At 56.6% G+C, this 18,317-nt stretch carries 16 protein-coding genes; 2 read left to right on the top strand and 14 right to left on the bottom strand.

Features of this window, described 5'->3' with window-relative positions; all coding sequences use genetic code 11:
• Position 1: 1 nt before the first annotated feature.
• The 13 genes from pilM to B0B07_RS07900 form a co-directional block, all read right to left on the bottom strand.
• Positions 2 to 919 carry a type IV pilus biogenesis protein PilM gene (gene pilM, locus B0B07_RS07840; protein WP_076757860.1) on the bottom strand — a complete coding sequence of 306 codons (918 nt, stop codon included), beginning with the start codon at positions 917 to 919 and terminating at the stop codon, positions 2 to 4.
• A 38-nt stretch (positions 920 to 957) separates the two neighbouring features.
• Positions 958 to 1,419 carry a prepilin-type N-terminal cleavage/methylation domain-containing protein gene (locus tag B0B07_RS07845; RefSeq protein ID WP_076757862.1) on the bottom strand — a complete coding sequence of 154 codons (462 nt, stop codon included), beginning with the start codon at positions 1,417 to 1,419 and terminating at the stop codon, positions 958 to 960.
• Between the two features lie 129 nt (positions 1,420 to 1,548).
• A complete protein-coding gene (locus B0B07_RS07850) occupies positions 1,549 to 2,754 on the bottom strand; it encodes a type II secretion system F family protein (RefSeq protein WP_076757865.1) in 1,206 nt (401 codons plus the stop codon).
• Complete coding sequence (locus tag B0B07_RS07855; RefSeq protein WP_076757867.1) at positions 2,754 to 3,794, bottom strand: type IV pilus twitching motility protein PilT; 1,041 nt, start codon at positions 3,792 to 3,794, stop codon at positions 2,754 to 2,756. The genes B0B07_RS07850 and B0B07_RS07855 overlap by 1 nt, the downstream gene beginning before the upstream one ends.
• An 11-nt stretch (positions 3,795 to 3,805) precedes the next feature.
• Positions 3,806 to 5,461 (bottom strand): GspE/PulE family protein, encoded by a 1,656-nt coding sequence (locus B0B07_RS07860; protein ID WP_076757868.1) that lies wholly within the window; start codon positions 5,459 to 5,461, stop codon positions 3,806 to 3,808.
• Positions 5,462 to 5,490: 29 nt separating this feature from the next.
• Positions 5,491 to 7,008 (bottom strand): VanW family protein, encoded by a 1,518-nt coding sequence (locus B0B07_RS07865; RefSeq protein WP_159438431.1) that lies wholly within the window; start codon positions 7,006 to 7,008, stop codon positions 5,491 to 5,493.
• Positions 6,995 to 7,906, bottom strand: a complete 912-nt coding sequence (locus tag B0B07_RS07870) for an MFS transporter (RefSeq protein ID WP_076757871.1) — start codon at positions 7,904 to 7,906, stop codon at positions 6,995 to 6,997. Before B0B07_RS07870 ends, B0B07_RS07865 begins: the two co-directional genes overlap by 14 nt.
• Positions 7,907 to 7,937: 31 nt before the next feature.
• Positions 7,938 to 9,389 carry a DUF7305 domain-containing protein gene (locus B0B07_RS07875; RefSeq protein WP_076757873.1) on the bottom strand — a complete coding sequence of 484 codons (1,452 nt, stop codon included), beginning with the start codon at positions 9,387 to 9,389 and terminating at the stop codon, positions 7,938 to 7,940.
• A gap of 8 nt (positions 9,390 to 9,397) precedes the next feature.
• Entirely contained in the window at positions 9,398 to 9,895 is a 498-nt protein-coding gene (locus tag B0B07_RS07880; RefSeq protein ID WP_159438432.1) for a prepilin-type N-terminal cleavage/methylation domain-containing protein, read from the bottom strand.
• Positions 9,892 to 10,320, bottom strand: a complete 429-nt coding sequence (locus B0B07_RS07885) for a prepilin-type N-terminal cleavage/methylation domain-containing protein (RefSeq protein ID WP_076757877.1) — start codon at positions 10,318 to 10,320, stop codon at positions 9,892 to 9,894. Before B0B07_RS07885 ends, B0B07_RS07880 begins: the two co-directional genes overlap by 4 nt.
• A gap of 112 nt (positions 10,321 to 10,432) precedes the next feature.
• A complete protein-coding gene (locus B0B07_RS07890) occupies positions 10,433 to 12,142 on the bottom strand; it encodes a GGDEF domain-containing protein (RefSeq protein WP_076757879.1) in 1,710 nt (569 codons plus the stop codon).
• 18 nt (positions 12,143 to 12,160) lie between these two features.
• Complete coding sequence (locus B0B07_RS07895; protein WP_076757880.1) at positions 12,161 to 13,858, bottom strand: GGDEF domain-containing protein; 1,698 nt, start codon at positions 13,856 to 13,858, stop codon at positions 12,161 to 12,163.
• 93 nt (positions 13,859 to 13,951) lie between these two features.
• Positions 13,952 to 15,181: a bifunctional folylpolyglutamate synthase/dihydrofolate synthase gene (locus tag B0B07_RS07900; protein ID WP_076757882.1), complete on the bottom strand. Its 1,230-nt coding sequence runs from the start codon at positions 15,179 to 15,181 to the stop codon at positions 13,952 to 13,954.
• 76 nt (positions 15,182 to 15,257) lie between these two features.
• Here B0B07_RS07900 and B0B07_RS07905 point away from each other — a divergent pair, with 76 nt between their 5' ends.
• Both B0B07_RS07905 and B0B07_RS07910 read left to right on the top strand, forming a co-directional pair.
• Entirely contained in the window at positions 15,258 to 16,130 is an 873-nt protein-coding gene (locus B0B07_RS07905) for an ATP-grasp domain-containing protein (RefSeq protein ID WP_076757884.1), read from the top strand.
• The gene (locus B0B07_RS07910) at positions 16,127 to 16,918 is read left to right on the top strand and encodes an ATP-grasp domain-containing protein (RefSeq protein WP_076757885.1); all 792 of its coding nucleotides are present in this window, start codon (positions 16,127 to 16,129) and stop codon (positions 16,916 to 16,918) included. Before B0B07_RS07905 ends, B0B07_RS07910 begins: the two co-directional genes overlap by 4 nt.
• Positions 16,919 to 17,108: 190 nt before the next feature.
• On the opposite strand, the gene B0B07_RS07915 is transcribed toward B0B07_RS07910, so the two are convergent.
• Complete coding sequence (locus B0B07_RS07915) at positions 17,109 to 18,107, bottom strand: nuclease-related domain-containing protein (protein ID WP_159438433.1); 999 nt, start codon at positions 18,105 to 18,107, stop codon at positions 17,109 to 17,111.
• Positions 18,108 to 18,317 lie beyond the last annotated feature (210 nt).

Genomic DNA, 18,317 nt, shown 5'->3' on the forward strand with positions numbered 1-18,317 from the left:
CTCACACCTCTTTCAGCGCCAGGCCGATCACTCGGTCGTACCGGGCGGGCAGTTCATGGCCATCCGCAGCCGGGATGGCTTCTTTCATGAGCGGGCTTGCATCGATGCCCATCTGGTCGCGGAACAGTCCGGCCAGCTCCTCCGCACCGTCGTACTCACCGGCGATGAACAGGCAGTCGACCGTCTCAAGTCCGTCCATCATATTATATGTATAAAAATTGATGAGCTTCCCGATTTCCCGGAAGGCGATGCCGGTCACCTCTTCCTCCCCGTCGTGGAATTCGATCGGGCGCATGAACAGCGGGTGGTGACGGTTGAAGATCGATACGGTCAGCTCCGAGCCCCGGAAATCCGCGATGAGCACATTGTCGTGCGAATCCATATCATGCAGCACGTACGCAAGGCGGTATAGCGCAAGCGGCGCGATGTCGCATTCGACCGGCTTCAGCTTCGCCTCGTCGAGGACGTGTTCGTACTGTCGGATGATCTCTTCCTTCGACGCAATGATGATCGATTCCTTCTCTTCTCTTCCACTGTCGTACGGCACAACATCAAACAGCGGGTCATCGAACGGCAGATAAAGAGAAGAGCCGATCTCAATGAAGAAGTAGCCTTTCAGCTCATCTTCAGGGACATCGGCCGGGGTATCCACTTTCCGGATCATGACATATTGGTCGGGCGCGAGGAACCGGACGCGCTTGCGCCGCAGCCCCCACTCCGCAACCGCCCCCTCCACAACCGCCTCAAGCGCCGCTGCATCCATCACCTTGCCCTCATCCACGACCCCCTCCGGAACCGGCAGCTCGCCTGCCCGCTCAACAGTGAGCGGATCGGCCGAGCGCAGCTCCGCAAAACGGATCGCGTCTTCATCGATCGTGATGGAGATGATGCGCTGTCTTCGACGGAATGGATTGTTCATGGGGTGTCAGCTCCTCATGTATAATTTTTTGATCACCATTATGAGGCAGCTTTAGGAATAGTTTTGTTGTTAGCTGCGCTTCCTTTTTGATTGTCATCATTAATTATTTTTACAGTTGCATTATTAAACGTTACTGTTTTTGATCCTGAATACGCTGTAGTTGTTCCGTTTATAACCAATGATTTGTTAACTTTTTTTACAGTCATTGAATCCGCCAGTTTACCAGCATTGTCCAAATACCCATCATCAACCAATTTCTTAATTGTTACTCCATCTGTAGCTTCTAAGGCCTTTGGATCGTCAGCTTCAACCAAATTAGCAGCACTCAGAGCATTCAATGCATCCGACTTCACAGCATTGTACTTACTATTTTCGATAATGTTCCCAATCGCCGGAATGGCAATTGCCGCGATGATGCCGAGGATGACGATGACCGCCAGGAGCTCGATGAGGGTGAGCCCTTTTTCCTCTTTCAGTTTAGATTTGACGAATTTCCGCATAAATGATTCCTCCTTGGAAAATCTTGTAGTATTCTACAATACTATTATACCAATACCCCGAAAAGCGCGATAGATTCCCAGAAAATATATTTTCAAATAGATTTCAAATGTTACAGAACGATTACACACTCAGCCGACCTGCTCATACATGCTGAACATCGGCACCATGATGGCGAGCACGATCGTCCCGACGATGACGGCGAGGAAAATCATCATGAGCGGCTCGATGAGCGACTTCAGGCGCTCTGTGGACGCGTCCACTTCCTTCTCATAGAAGTCCGCCACCTTCGCGAGCATCTTGTCGAGCGATCCGGTCTGCTCCCCGATGGCGATCATATGCGGGATAAGCGGAGGGAACGCCCAGTGGCCCGTCATCGGCCCGGCGATCGAGTTCCCTTTCTGCAGCTGGTCCCTCGACTGCCGGAGGACCCGCTTGATCACTTCGTTGTCGACGACCCGTTCGACCATGGCGACGGCCTGGATAATCGGGACGGAGCTCGTGAACAGGGAGCTGAGCGTCCGGGTCATCGTGGCGAGCGTGGACTTTTTCATCAGGTCCCCGATGAGCGGGATGCGCAGCAGGAGGGTATCCATCATGTACTTGCCCTGTGGGTTCCGGTACATCATGTAAATGCCGAGCACGATCAGCAACACCAATCCGATCAGGATGTACCAGTAATGGCGCATGAAGTCGCTCGCCCCGAGGACGAACAGCGTGATCGGCGGCAGTTCGGCATCCAGGCTTTCGAACATGTCGACAAACATTGGAATGATCGTGGTCAGGAGGAAGATGACCACGCCTGCCGCGAGCACGAGGACGACGACCGGATACACCATAGCCGATGTCACCTTCTGCCTCGTGGCAAACGATTTTTCATAGTGGACCGCAAGCCGGTCCAGCGCATCGTCGATGTTCCCCGACGCCTCCCCAGCCGCGATCATGTTCAGCGTAAGCGGCTCGAATGCCTTCGGGTGCTTGGCCATCGAGTCACTCAGCGAGCTTCCCGATCGCAGATCGGCATCGATTTCTGTCAGGATGCGGCGGAACGGCTTGGATTCCACCTGCTGGGAAAGGATGTTGATCGCATCGACGATCGTGACGCCGGCGCGGAGCAGCGTCGAAAACTGTTGAAGGAACATGATGAGCTGTGCGCGCTTCACCGGCTTCCCGAATGAGATTTCCTTCGTCAGCGTCGTTTCCGGCAATTCGGTCAGATCCAGCACCCGGACCCCCTGATCGCGGAGCTTCATGACGGCGTCCCTTTTCGTGTCCGCCTGGATCGTTCCTCGCCTCACCCGCTTCCGGTCGCGGCCTTCATATTGGAAGCGCGGCATCAGTGCTCGTCCCCTTCAAGATACGGCTTGGCCACATCATAGGAAATCGCGCCGGAATCGACGAGTTTTTGAATCGACGATTCCATCGTGTGCATGCCCGCCGCCCGGTTCGTCTGGATGATGCTCGGAATCTGATGGATCTTCTCGGTTCGAATCAGGTTGCCGATCGCCGGGTTGTTGATCATGATCTCCGTTGCGGCGCGGCGCCCCTTGCCGTCCGCCGTCTTGAACAGGCGCTGCGAGACGACCGCCGTCAGGACGCCGGCCAGCTGGACCCGGATCTGCGTCTGCTGGGAAGGCGGGAACACGTCGATGATCCGGTCGATCGTCGAGGCGGCGCTCCATGTGTGCAGCGTCCCGAACACGAGGTGGCCGGTCTCCGCCGCCGTGATCGCGATTGAGATCGTCTCGAGGTCGCGCATCTCCCCGACGAGGATCACATCGGGGTCCTGCCGGAGCGCGGCGCGGAGGCCGTTCGCAAACGAACCGGTGTCAAAGCCGACTTCCCGCTGGTCGATGATCGAGGCACCGTGGTTGTGCACGAACTCGATCGGATCCTCCAGCGTGATAATGTGCTTCCGGCTCGTTTCATTGATGTGCCGGATCATCGCCGCGAGGGTCGTGGACTTCCCCGAGCCGGTCGGGCCTGTCACGAGGATCATCCCCTGCGGCGTGTCGGCGAGGCGCTTCAGCGTGTCCGGCATGCCGAGCTCCTCGACGCTCATGATCTTCGTCGGGATTGTCCGGAACGCGAGCGACACCGAGCCGCGCTGATGATAGGCGTTCACGCGGAAACGGGAAACGCCCGGCACCGAATAGGAAAAGTCCAGTTCCCCGTTTTGGAGAAAATCATCGTACAGCTTTTCGGGGATGACCGATTTGGCCACGTCCGCCGTGAACTGGGGCGTGTTCGGTTCCTTGCCGTACCGCTTCAGGTCTCCGTGGATCCGGAAAACGGGCGGTACGCCGACCGTCAGGTGAATGTCGGATGCCTTCAGCTGGAAGGCGGCCGTCAGCAATGCGTCAATCGTCTGTTTCATGGGATCCCACCTTAGTCGAGCATGGCGACGCGGAACACTTCTTCCGTCGTCGTGATGCCTTGTTTTACTTTCAGCAGTCCGTCATCAAGCAGGAAGATCGTCTTGTTCCGGACGGCGATTTCGCGCAGTTTCACCACGCTCGCCCCGTTGTTGATCGCGCCCCGCATCGCCTCGTCCATCACGAGCACCTCGTGGATGGCGATCCGGCCGCGGTAGCCGGTCATGTTGCAGGACGGGCAGCCTTTGCCCCGCATGACGGTGTCGATCTTGATCCCCCGTTTTGAGGCGATCTCTTTTTCCCGCTCGGTCGCCGGCTCCTCCGCCTTGCAGTCGCGGCACACGCGGCGAAGGAGCCGCTGGGCAACGACCGCGTTGAGCGACGCGGTGACGAGGAACGGCTCGACACCCATGTCGAGCAGCCGGGTGATCGTCGCGATCGAATCATTCGTATGGATCGTGCTCAGGACGACGTGGCCCGTAAGCGATGCCCGGACCGCGATTTCCGCCGTCTCGGAATCCCGGATCTCCCCGACCATGACGATGTCGGGATCCTGGCGGAGAATCGAACGCAGTCCTGCCGCAAACGTCATGCCGACGTTCGGATTCACCTGGACCTGGTTGATGCCCTCCAGCTGATACTCGACCGGGTCCTCGACCGTCACGATGTTCACTTCCTCACGGTTCAGCTTGTTGAGCGCCGCGTAGAGCGTGGACGATTTCCCGGAGCCCGTCGGTCCGGAGATAAGGACGATGCCGCTCGGCTTCGTGATCTCCCGCATGAACCGTTCAAGGTTGATCCGATTGAATCCGAGGTGGCCGAGATCCGAGAGCGTGCTGCTCAAGTCGAGGATCCGCATGACGATCTTCTCTCCGTAGACCGTCGGCAAGGTCGACACCCGCAAATCGATCGGCCGGAAGTCGACATTCGTCTTGATCCGCCCGTCCTGCGGGACCCGGTGCTCGGTGATGTCCAGGTTGGACATGATCTTGATCCGGGCATTGATCATCGGCTGCATATGCTTCGGGAGCACCCGCTCGTCATGAAGCATGCCGTCGATCCGGAACCGGATGAGCAGCTGGTGCTCTTGCGGGTCGATGTGGATATCGGACGCTTTCTGGATGACGGCTGCGGACAACAGCTGGTTCACAAGGCGGACGACCGGGGAATCCAGGTCGGTCAGGTTCTCCTCTTCCGCCCGCTGGAGCTTCTCCGTCTCCAGGAACAGCTCATCGAACGACTCCTCGTAATACTTTGCGATCGTCCGGAGAATATCGTCCTTTGAGGCGATGACCGGCTCGATCTGGAATCCGGTAGACAGTCGCAGGTCTTCGATCGCAATGTAATCCATCGGGTCGACCATCGCGACGAACAGCTTGTCCCCTTCCGTCTTGAGCGGGACGAGCAGATTCCGCTTCGCATATTCCTTGGACACAAGGGAAAAGATCTGAGGCTCGAACGGATACCGGTACAGGTTGACGTGCGGGATACCGAGCTGGATCTCGAGCGTCTCGACAAGCTGCAGTTCCGTGATGAGTCCGCGTTCAAGCAGCGCATCTCCGAGCCGCTGCTCCTTCGGCTTTTCTTTCAACACTTTTTCAAGCTGTTCGGCCGTGATCAATCCCGATTCCATGAGGATGTCCCCGAGCCGCTTCCTTGTCTGAGGCATCTTCCTCACCTTCCTCCGGCGTACCCCGATCAGGGCTTGATCGGGTTCCCGCCCTTGTCATATTCGACTTCATCGTTGCTGCCGTTTCCGGAATCGGACTGGCCATTGTTGCTTCCTGATCCGGATTGGCCGGAGCCGTTTCCGGAGCCGGAATTGCCCGAGCCGCCGTTTTTGCCGCCGGAGCCGTTTCCTGACCCTGATGAACTGCCTGAGCCCGTTCCGTCATTGCCTGATCCGGAACCGTTCCCGGATCCCGTTCCAGGATTGCCACCGGAACCGGATGATCCGGCATTGTCCTGGCCGTCCCCGGTTCCGCCGGACGAGCCGCTGCTGTTTCCGCCGTCTGCGGATGAGCTTCCGCCATTTCCGTCACCCGCGTCCGCCGGCTGCTGCACCGGCTTCAGACGGTGGACTTCGATGCGATGGACAGGCGGATAGAAATCGGTCGATACTTCCTCCATACGCTCCTCGAACGGCCCGTTGTAAACCTGTTTCAGGACGGTCGCGCGGATTCCGGCTGCGCCCGCCTCCTCGATCCGCGGAGTGATGGTTTTCACGTTTTCACTGTATTGCCTGATTGTCCGGGGCTTGTAATTTTCCATTCCCGAAACACGGATCTCATATTCGTAGAAGAACGGCAGGCCATTGATCGAAAGCGTGGCGGCGTCCCCATCCGCTCCCGCCGAGACGGTGAACGACGTGCTGTTCGGATTCGTGAACATGAAGTCGACTTCGGTCAGCGGATTGACCGCCGCTTCGTATCCGACCGGTACGCCTTCAGGGAGCCGGTCACTGATCGTGCGCTCGTCGATGATGAAGTTCGTCTTGAGGATCGATGCATAAAGCAGTGAAGCCAGACGGGTCATCTCTTCTTGCGTAAGGGAGCCGGCATGGGCATCTTCCATCATCTGCAGGAAAGAGACCGATGAGCCGGCTTCGATCCGGTAACCTTCAATCGCAGCAAGTGCATCCCGGAAGCCTTCCGTCATCGGCATTCCGGCAAACGTGGCTTCTGACACCGGCTCGCTTCCCTCTGCACGGGAAGCGTCCAGGAAATCTGAAATCTGCACGTTGGCCGGCATCGTCCCGTTTCGGAGCCGGCGCTCGATGCCGCGCGTAACGGCAGCCACTTCCTCATCCGTGAAGTCGAGCATGCCGAAGTTCTGGTCAAGCAGCGTCCGGATCGATTCGTTCTTCACATGGACGACGAGGGGGTTTTCCGCTCCTGAATTGGCCCCGTCAATGGTCCCCTGAACATCGAACGAGACGGCCTCGGGCGGGAGCTTGAATGAAGCGTCCTGGTATTGGACATCCACGTCAAAGCGCCCTTCCAGGTCGGTCACGCCGTCGCTCAGCACTTTTGTCGTCTGGGCTTCCTTGAGGTCCGACACGTCGTACGGACCGATATATGTATTGTCGCCGAAGTCTTTTGACGGAAACAGCCAGTTCCCCGCCAGAAGGGAGCCGCCGGATGCGAACAAGTAGAAGAAGACGGTTGAAACAAGCACGCCGAGAACCATAGTGAAGGTTCGTTTATTGTTTTCCATCCTCTTCCTCCTCTGCGATAAAGTCTTCGTCATCCAGCAGATCGAACGGATTATAGTCCATCCGCACATCATCCGGCTCCGCCCCGGACATGCCGTCCGGCTCCTCCTCCATCACGGGACGGGCAGACAGCCATGACTCCAGCTCCTCCTCTGCCGGGAGCTCGTCTTCGTTATCAGGAGCAGGGGGCACTGAAACCTCGGCCGGATTGATGAAATCATCGTCACCGAGAGAAATGGATTCCGTTTCCTCAACGGGGGTCTCCTTCAGCTTTTCCTTACCGATCAGGTCCGGTCCATCATTGTAGTCGTACCGTCCGGCCTTACCGGCTGCCTCGGCGACTGCGGCAGGATTGGCCTTCTTCGGACCGTCGTCTCCGAACTGGGGCGGGTGGACGATATCCGCCGTGCCCGGAAGGACGATTTCTTCCATGCCCGGCACGTCCGCCACATCTGGTTCAGCGTGATTCTTTTCCATGGGATTGAGTTCTGAATCAAGTTCAGAATCGAGCGGGCTGATCGTCCCGCTGTTCTCTTCACGCATCGCCGCACGCACATCCGCAGGCGTGATGACCGGGGTCTCGTCGAGTTCCGCTGCCTGTTCAGGATCGGGGCCAAGCCGGATCGGTGACCGGACAACTTCTTCTACCCCATCGGCGACCGTTTCGTCCGCGAACCGCTTGTCGATGACGACGCCGGCGGCGAACGCCAGGCCGAGCATGGCCAGCCCTGCATAATAAAAGCCGAAATGGTCCTGAAGGTAGATGCCGACCAAGGCGATGATAAACCCGGCGGCCGTCATGACGACGACCGATTTCCCCGCCTTTCCCTTTGTCATCAGATAATACAGCACCGGGAAGACGATGATGGCGCCGATCACAAGAAATATGTACGCAAGCATGACGGACCTCCTTTAAACGATCTTCGATCAATCAGTCGACTTCTTTCAAGTTGGGCTTGTTTAATTTTGCTTCTGCCGGCTCATTGCCTGGAGATGGGAAGAAGGGACTGTCGTCGTAATTGATCTCCTTCGAAATGACGGATCCGCCGCCGCTGATCGTGAATGAGTTCGAAATCACAGATCCGATCAGCTGTCCGCCACCGTCCAGATAAACGCTGGCATTCGGTGCATAGACAATATTGCCGCCGCTTCCCGCCGACGCGGATGACCCCCCTGATACATTCACTTTCTTCCCGCCGGTGATGATGTGTCCGTTGATGCCGGCAGACCCTCCGATATTGATGTTCGCGTCGTAGGCATACAGCGAAGCGTTGAATTTCTCGTAGCTTGTACTGTTGATGGTCTTCGGGGAAGACGGATTGGATGAAGGGCCTACGTAAAGATACGCCCTGACTTTGTTTGCTTCATTGAACGAACCACTGATCGAGATGTTATCTTTTATGTAGATCGTCAGGTTCCCGGTGCCTTTGATGTCGATATGCCCGCTTCCCTGAATCGTATTTACGACAATGGAACGGTCTTTGGAGCCGGTGTCAAAAGTCAGGCGGTAATTGGAAGACAGGTTGATATTTTTGAATTGAACATCTTGGGTCAGCTTATACGTATAGTTGGAAACGGACCAATGATTGATGTTCAGATTGCCGTCTTTGAGAATATCATGACCGCTTGCCGACAGGTTCGGTGGGAGCGGATAGGACGGAAAATCGGGAAAGTCGGGAAGCGGATAGTCCCCGTTGATGTTGTTTTTGATGATGGTCGGGGCTTTTTGTTTGATCCACCAGTCGGGTGCACTGAATATGTCATTCCCGCTTCCGACCGGCAAGACGATATTGCCTTGGATGGTCGGGTTTCCGCCGACGTAAACGGATTTGCCTGTACTGTCGATCAGGATGTTTCCTTTGATGAGGCCGTTGTTTAAATTGATGCTCGTTTTGGCAAAGACCCCCATGCCGGGAGGGAATGAGATTCCTGATTTCCCTTCTTCAAAATTCAGAGAAAAGATGCCGGACACTTTCCTCACCCTGTTGCCGATCGACCCGACGGATTCGATTTTGTAGGCCCGCGGAATCTTGTTGTCCACTTTGGTGATCGTCACAGCGGCTTTCGGGCTTTCCCCGTTGTTCGGTTGGAAGCTTGTAACCTCTCTCGTCTTCAAAAATTCACTTTCAAATTTCGTAAAAAACGCAGTGCTCGTTTTTTCACCTGCTGCAATTTCCGGTACCCTCGCTTCAACCGTCTGCATCACATCGGCCACCCCGCCTTCTGCGACATAATAGGCGCCTTGGGAGTCCTGTTCATGGTCGGTCTGCTTGAGGTCATTCGTCATTTTCAGCGACAGTCCGGCCATCGTGATGGCGATCACCATGACGAAAAGGAGGACGAGGACGAGTGCGTACCCTTTATCGTTCGAGTATTTTCCCATTTCTCCCCCTACCTCTCCATGTTGATCATCGCGGAAAGCCGCCGGGATTTGCCCGCCCGGTTTGCCGTCCCCTCCAGGATGACGATGATTCTGTTTTCATCCGCTTCTCCTGCAATGAGCGGTTTGCAAGCGAGCTCGTCTTCCCTGTAAACCGCCCCTTTCGGCGGACGGCACACTTCAAATGACTGAATGTCACCGGCGACGGGCTGACCGTTTTTCAGCAACTGTCCGTTCTTTGCCGCATACTCGTCGGAGCCGAGGAGCAGCCGGTTTTTTTCGACGGTGACCTGTTCACCATCCGTTGATCGGACATCTTTCGTCAGGACTTTCATGCCGAGCAGCAGATTCTGCTGGACATCCGTCTCCTTGGATAAGGAGTCCGCGTTTTTTTCCGTGAAGAGGAAGACGCTGTTGATGAGGATGACGACGAGTGAAACGAGCACGAGCGCAGCGAGGAGTTCGACCAGTGTCATGCCTTTTTCACGATTGGCTCTCAGCTGTTTCATGACTTCGGCTCCCATTGTCTTTTCGTCTCCATCTGCGAAGCGAGCCGCCTGTGTTCGGGATCCTTGTACACATTCAGCGAAATGTTCTTCAGGGTAGTGGCGGGCCTGGCATCGGTGATCGAAAGCTCAAGATAATAGCCGGACGCTTGCCGTGTATAACGGCCGGCAGTCGTTTTGGCCCATCCGGCGTTCCTCAGCTGGTTGTCCCGTTCGTTATCCGAGGATGTATCGGCAAGCTGATAGATTTCTTCCATATAGCGTTGATTCACATAGGAGGCATCGAGCAGGGTCTCCGAAGCGTCATTTGTTTTCACGGCGGTGGCGAAGAAGGCCATCACGCCGATGATAATGATTGAAATCAGTGCCAGCGAAGCGATGACCTCCACCAGGGTCAGACCTTTTTCATGCTTGCGGTTTCTATCCATCCGGCCCCTCGCCTCTCTTAATCTCTACTCATTATCAATCTTTCGACAAGTTTTGTCATTCCCCTTTTTCCCTGTTTCGCACCTCTAAACACGAAAAAGCCGGAAACGGGTCTTAGGTGCCATAGACACCCACCCGGTTCCGGCCTGCCTGCTTCCCGCCGACATAAAGCGCGCGGTCGGCATTGCGCAAAAGACCCAATGCTTCGTCCGTATCCTCGGGGGCGGTGGCGACCCCGATCGAAACGGTGATGCTGACGAACACCGGCTTCCTCTCCATCCCGAGATCCGGATTGATTTCGAAGACCGACTGTTCGATATACCGCCTCAGATGCTCGGCGAAGTTTCTGGTTTCATCTTTCAGCCATCCCGGCAACAGGATCACGAATTCCTCCCCGCCGAACCGGGCGACGCTTCCCTGTCCGGTGCATTCGCGCTCCAGAATTCCCGCAAGGCCCTTCAGGATGTCGTTCCCGCTTTGATGGCCGTATGTGTCGTTGAGTTTCTTGAAGTGGTCGATGTCCAGCATGATGAGCGAGAGCCGGCTGAGCGCGCCTCCGCTCACGAGGGACATCCGCCGGTTCAGTTCTTTTTCAAACCACCGGAAATTATAAAGCCCCGTTAGCGCACAGCGTTCGCTTTCAGTAAGGGCCGTCTCGAGGAACTGCGCCTTCTCGAGCGAAACACGAAAGTGCGTACAGATGAGTTCAAGGATCGGCCGGTCCTCCCGGCTGAATGCATTCCGCCGGTGGGAACCGACAATCACCCAGCCGGTCTGCCCCTCATCACGACGGATCGGCGCCGTCATGATGCTTTCCATCCAGTCGGGCATCCTGATCGGCAAGTCCCGCTGCCAGTCCTTGGACAACCCATACTGGCGGACATCGGACCGGTCGAGTCCGGCCCCCCTCGCTCCCCCGGTGTCAAGTGAAAACAAGCGGGGAACCGACGTATGGTGGCCGTCTTCATACGCGCAAACCGGGACGAGCCGCCCGCCCGCCGATTCGACGACATAGACCGCATCCGCCCCTTCCATCTCACAGAGCCGCTCCGTGAACAGTTCCATCAGTTCCCCTTGCGAAAGACGGTCGGCCAGTTCGTAGCCGATTTCGGAAGCAGATGCGAGCCGACGGTTGATCAGTTCGGTCGTGTTGTATTTCGATGCGAAGACGAGCGCAACGAAAAACGGAATGGCTAGCGTCAGTACGCCCGCGATGCCGTACTTCATCTCCAGGAAATAGGCGGCGGCCCCGAACGGGTAGATGACGAGCATCGATCCGAAATCCCAGAATGTCTCAATGGAGCGAAATCGGTAAAACCTGCCGGATAGCAGGGAATCGACGTACAGACAAAGATGGTTGATGACCATATAAACGGCTGCGTACAAACCGGTGAGGAGAAGGACCTGGAGGGGTTCCAGCATGCCGATCGACCCCCCGGCCAGGAAAAACGCCCCAGCTGCAATGACCGAACTGGCAAAGAAAATCAGGGAATTGATCAAAAACCGGTGGATTGCCGGGATCGATCCCTTGGCTGCCATGATCGTGGTAATCGTGATGAGCTGCGAAACGACGATTTCCGGTCCGAGGCCGAACTGGAGAAAAATCGGGATCAGCAGCCATCCCTGAAACGAAACCGTAATGCTTTTGAATGACAGCGGATAAAGGGCGGTGACCACGGCGAGAAATGCGAGGCCGGCGAATGCCGGCCAATCCGCCGGAGTGACGCCGAATCCGTCTTCCATGACGATGAATGCGAAGCCGGCCGGAACGATGAGTCCCCAGGCGGCCGGAACGAGAATGCGCTCTCTCTTGCTGATGTCCACTCCCGTCGCTCCTTTCCATCAGCCACTGTAGGCGGCCACTTTGTTGCGTCCTTCCCTTTTGGCGCCCGTGTAGAGCGCCCGGTCCGCATTGCGGATGACCGACATGGCATCTTCTCCGTCATCGGGAGCCGACGAGATGCCGATGCTGACGGTCACCCCCACTTCCACTCCCTCCTGGCCGTCCGGATGAACGAGGAACGGATGGTCACCGGTCACCCTGCGGATTTCTTCCGCGCGGCGGACCGCCCTGTCCTTAGATGTTTCCGGCAGGATGGCGACGAACTCCTCCCCGCCGTAGCGCGCCAGGATCCATTCCGGTTCTGCCATCGCCTCGAACAGCCGCGCGAACCCGACGAGAACTTCATTGCCGGCTTGGTGGCCGTATGCATCATTGATCTGCTTGAAGTGGTCGATGTCGAGCATGATGACGGACAGCTGCACAAGCTCCCCGCTGTTCACCCGCTCGACGTTCTGGCGGAGCGCCCTTTCCATATAACGATAGTTATAAAGCCCCGTGAGCCCGCAGCGCTCGCTTTCCTTGACCGTCTGCTGCACATGCCGTGCTTTGTCGAGCGCGACGGCAAGATAGGAGCCGAGCAGTTCGAGGATGCGGAGCTGATATTCTTCATAGGCATTTTTTCTCTTCGACATGACGCCGAGGATGCCCTCGACTTTTTTGTTCCGTACGATATGGACGCCGATCAGGCTTTCGGCCTCCGGCGGATAATAGTCATTCGCATAGATCGACCATTCGGATTGGCTGCCGAACATCCGTCCTTTTTCCGACCCGTAGATCATGCCGCCGATCCCTTCTTCCGGAGCGCTTTTTTCCAGACGGATGTCGACAAATTCGCCTTCCTCCATCATTTTGAGCGGCTCGATGCGTCCGTTGCGGATATCGAAGATATACAGATAGTCGACCGGCAGCAAGGTGGCCACCCGTTCCGCGAACAGATCGAGCACCTCGGGCTGGGTGAGCTTGCCCGACAGCTTATGGCCAAGGCTGACCGTCTCCAGCAAAATAGTGTTCACACGCTCGGAGGCGTCATACATCCGGATGAGCAGCGTCACGGTGAAGAACGGCACGGCGAGGAGCGGCAGGCTCCAATGTCCGACGGCATGGAACAGGTAATAGTTTGCGAGCGCAAGCGGGAACACGGCAAGCGCGGTCAGTGCGTCCTGTTGGTTGATCTGGGACCAGATCGGCAGCCGGACGCCGGAGATGAGCTGATAGGCGTGGAGAAGTACGGTGTTGCCGGCTGCATGGACAGCCATGTAGGCGGCGGCAGGCAGAAGAAGCGTATAAAGTCCGGCTGCTCCGACCTCGCCGCCCGCAAGCCGGAAAGCACCTGCGGACAGCAGCGAGAGGAGGAAAAACATGAGTGAATTGAAGAAGAACCGGTGGACCGGGTCCGGCGCGTTACGGTTCAGCGGAATCGCCGCCAGGAGAGCCAGCTGCATGATGGCGGCTTCGACGAACAGGCCGTGTCCGAAGAACATGGGGATCGTCAGCCAGCCGACAAGCAGGAGCGGAATTCCATTTCGGATGACCGGAAACGACACCGCGGCCATCGAAAGCAAGGTAACGCTGACAAATTCGGTCAACGAGGGCAGATCATACGTCCCGTTGACCGCAAGCCAAACAAACCCGGGCGGGACGGTCAGGAGCCAGATGATAAATATGACAGATTTTATCCGACGTTTCCGTTCTTCCATCCGTCCCGCCCCCTGCATTCAAAATGAAAGAAAACTGACAGGCTTCTTATTCAACTTTAACAAACTCTGAAGGTTCTGTCTTGCGCGTTTGGCTTAATCTTTCGTATTTTGTAGAAATAAGGGTCGGATGGCGGATAACAGGTAAAGGGATCCGGTGATGACAGTCGGGGCGGACGTGGCGAACCTTTCCGCTTTCTGGACTTCCCCGAGCGTGATTCGGCGCGAAGGGAGCGAGGCGGCCGCCGCGAGTTGGTCGGCCGTCGCCGCCTCTCCATGGGGAAACGTGACGAATGTCATCGATTCCGCCACAGGTTCCAGGAGGCGGATCACAGTCTGATAATCTTTGCGCGCGAGCATGCCGATGAGGAAGTGGACCTTTGCTTCCCGGCCGAACTTCTCCCGGACTGTCCGGACGAGTGCTTCAGCCGCTGCCGGGTTATGTGCACCGTCGAGAAAGACATTCGGGGCGATCTCTTCAAATCGGCCCGGGACTGACGCACTGCCTGCACCCTGAACGACGGCGGCCTCCTCCAGCCGGATGCCGGCCAACAGCAGCGCTTCAATGGCGAGCGCTAGATTCTGTCGCTGGTGTGGGCCGTCAAGACCCGGTTCGAGGTTACAAAAAGTCCGGCTATTAGTAAAGGTTCGCCAGTCAAGGCGGAAGTCCCTTCCATATACATGAAGAGGAACTCCGATTTTGCTTGCGGATGAAACCGTTGCTTCCATTGCTTCTTCGGGCAGCGGGCCGATCACACCCGGCTTTCCCGGTTTCAGAATGCCGGATTTGTGTGCGGCGATCTCCGACAGTGTGCCGCCGAGGAATCCTGTATGGTCCAGGGCGACGGATGTGATGACGGACACTTCCGGATCCACGACATTTGTGCTGTCCAGACTCCCCCCCATCCCGGCTTCCAGCAGGATGAGATCCGGCTGCGCCTCCCTGAACGCGAGGAAGGCAGCCGTCGTCAGCAGTTCGAAGTCGGTCAGCCTGCCCGACAGGTTGGCGGATTGGATCTGGCTGAACGCACGATCAAGTCCGGACTCGCTGATCGGCTCGCCTCCGATGGTGATCTGGTCATGGAGATCGGTGACGGCCGGTGAAGTGAACGCGGCGGTGCGGAGCCCGTGCGCTCGGGCGATCGAATCGAGGAAGGCAACGGTCGATCCTTTGCCGTTCGTGCCGGCGACGTGGATGAAACGGCCGGTTTTCTCGGGATGGCCGAGCGACTGCATCGCCTCTTCCATCGCCTCGAGCCCCGGCCTGATTTCGTCTGCCGATTCAATGCTATATTTCTCTTTGTACAAATCCAGTTTCGGAATCAATGCCGTTCCCTCCGATGTGGTAAGATTAGCTTGAATTGATTTATTTAGTATAGCATCAGTAGGTGGAGGAAGCGCCATGAACAGCTGTTGGATCATTTATAACGGAAGCCTCGTTTCTGATAAATTCGCCGACCAGGCCAGGCTTTTCGCGGAAGCCGCTCGGCGGGCGGGCATCCGGGCGGCGGTCCGGAAGAATTATGAAGTGATGGTCGATCTGCAGGCGGGCCTGCCCGCAGGGGAACGGCCGGATTTTGTCATGTTCCTGGACAAGGACATCCTGCTCGCATCCTGGCTGAAGGCATGCGGGGTGCCGGTATTCAACGATCCGGACGTCATCGAGACTTGCGACAACAAGGCGAAGCAGTACATCCGGCTTGCGGCGGCCGGATTGCCGATGCCGCGCACGGTCGTCGCCCCGAAAGTATACCCGGCGTTTACGATTGCCGGCACCGGCTATTTCGAGCGTGTCCTTGAAGAATTCGGACTCCCGCTCATCATCAAGGAAGGCCACGGATCCTTCGGCGCAAAGGTATACTTGATCGAGACCGAAGAGGCCTTCCACGAGAAGGTCGAATCACTCCGCGGAGTGGATTTTGTCTTCCAGGAATTTATCGCGTCCAGCCGCGGCCGGGACATCCGGGTCAACGTCGTCGGACGTGAAATTGTGGCGGCGATGTACCGCCATTCCGAGATCGACTTCCGCGCGAACATTACGAACGGCGGCGTTGCGGAGCCGGTCGGTCTGACGGAGGACCAGCGCACGGTCGCCCTCGCCGCTGCAGAAGCGGTCGGGGCGGAGTTCGCTGGCGTTGACCTGCTGTTCGGGCCGACCGGTGAGCCGATCGTCTGCGAAGTGAACGCGGCCGCCCATATCCGCAATATCCTGACTGTCACCGGTGTGAATGTCGCTGACCGGATGATCGCCTACATATTGGAGAAACTTTCATGAACGGCTTTGTCTATTACCGGCCGGAAGAAGCGGTCCGAAACGCCGGCTTCATCGGAATGCTGAAGAAGTCGGCGGAACGTTGCGGAATCCGGCTGGAGCTGGCCACTGAGCGCGGGGAGATTCCGGAGGCCTCAGAGTTCGTCCTGTTCCGCGACCGGGACCCGGAACTTGCGAAGGAACTGGAAGCGGCCGGCCACCGGCTGTTCAACCGCGCACAGGTGAACCGGATTGCGAACGACAAATACGCAACATATGAACTCGCGGTCCTGCTCGGCCTCCCGACCGTCCCGACACGCCGGGTCGCCCATCCCGAAGAAATCCGCTCGTACCCGGCCGTCCTGAAGACGATCGACGGCCACGGCGGCACGGAAGTCGGCCGGTGCCTCGACAAAATGGATGCCGGCTGGTTCTTCTCGCGCCATGCCGGACGCCGGATCATCGGACAGCCGTTCATCGAATCCGGCGCCGCTGACGTCCGGGTGTTCATGATCGGCGAAGAAGCCGTCGGTGCCGTGAAACGCACCGGCAGCAACGGCTTCAAATCCAATTACACCCTCGGCGGCCGCGCCGACCCGTTCGTGCCGTCCGCCGGCATGACCGAAGCCGCCGCCAAAATCGCGCAGGCCCTGAAAAGCGACTACATCGGCGTCGACTTCCTCCTCCTCCCGGACGGCGGCTTCCTACTGAACGAGATCGAAGACCCCGTCGGCTCACGCTCCCTGTACGACACCAGCAACGTGGACATCGCGGAGAAGATCATGGAGCGAATTAAAGACCAAATGAACTAACCCCTATTCCGGTCATGCCGGAACAGGGGTTTTCCCGTTAAGCGAATTTTTCATCCGTTATCGTGTTTGGTCTGTTCGCACAGCCATTCTATCTATTCGGACGGCTATTCTATCTGTTCATGAGGGCATTCTATCTATTCGTGAGGATATTCTATCTATTCATTCGGTCATTCTATCTATTCGAATAATCCTAGTCATTGAGCAATAGAAGGCCTGTCCGTTTGTCATTGAAGAGTCGTTTAAACTGTTGCTCATAATCCAACTCATATTCCGTATGTTTCCCTTGCCCCACTTTCCGGACTGCGAACCGGTTGATGATGTTCCGGGCGTGTGTGGAACTTCTTAAGAGCAGGAGCTTCATACATTGCTTGACTGTGATTCGGTTGCTGATCAGAACAAAATAGGCAAGAAGCGTTTCTGCATATGGTTCTCGATGAACCGCATTGCAACTTGCGCAATTCCACGCTCGTTCCGTTTGCTTCGTCAATCTGCCCCGGCATTTTGAGCATAGCGGACCGAGATAAAAATCTCTGTCTGTGAAACCATGCCTTTCGGAAAACGGAAAAGGAAGATAATGAACCTGCTGACTTCGTATAACGGACGCAACGGTGTTAATCTCCCCTTTCTGCAGACAGGCAGGCTCTTGAAGCTTCGTTCGAATATATCTGCGAAGTTCTCTTGCTTTGATCACCGGCAAGTTGGAGGGGATTTGCTCAATGATAGGGTGATTGGCAAATACGACTCTTCCGGAAATCGGAAGACGAATGTTATTTCTGTAAAGCAGCTCGGCCATATTCCCTATTTGATCATGCAACTGGGCAGCCGGACATTCCATCGAGGCAATGACCTGTCCGTTTTCGCTCAGTTTCTGCAACGACGCCGGCGATGTGCAAAACTTGAGCCTGCCGGCGATTTGCTTGGTCTCAAGCAGAATTGCACCGCTTTTGAAGATCGCCAGTATGTCCACCTGGAATTGCTGGCCACCCGGCAACCGGAAGTTAAGATCATGAAGGATCTGGCACTCTTCCGGCAACAGGATTGAATGAAGCAGGCCGAGGACCCGGCGCTCACCTGCCATTCCGGCCTGATGGTTGCTTAATTGCTTTCCGAGTTCATTTCGTTTCCTTTCATTGCCCCAAATCCGATGTGCGGCCTCCCTCAGCGCCCATTCCATGGCAAATGAATTCAAAGTCATCTCCCCCCGAGCCCCCACTTTCCAGTTTTATTAACCATAGCATAAATTCGTTAACATTATTAGAATAGTCAGTTTTAACTGTGAATAGATAGGATGCATCATTGAATAGACAGAAAGAGGCCTTGAATAGACAGAAAGCAACCGTGAATAGATAGAACCGTCTTAGCGCATACACAAAACCCCGCCGTACGTCATGCACGGCGG

It is taken from the genome of Edaphobacillus lindanitolerans, from assembly GCF_900156305.1.
Taxonomy (GTDB): Bacteria; Bacillota; Bacilli; order Bacillales_A; family Planococcaceae; genus Bhargavaea; species Bhargavaea lindanitolerans.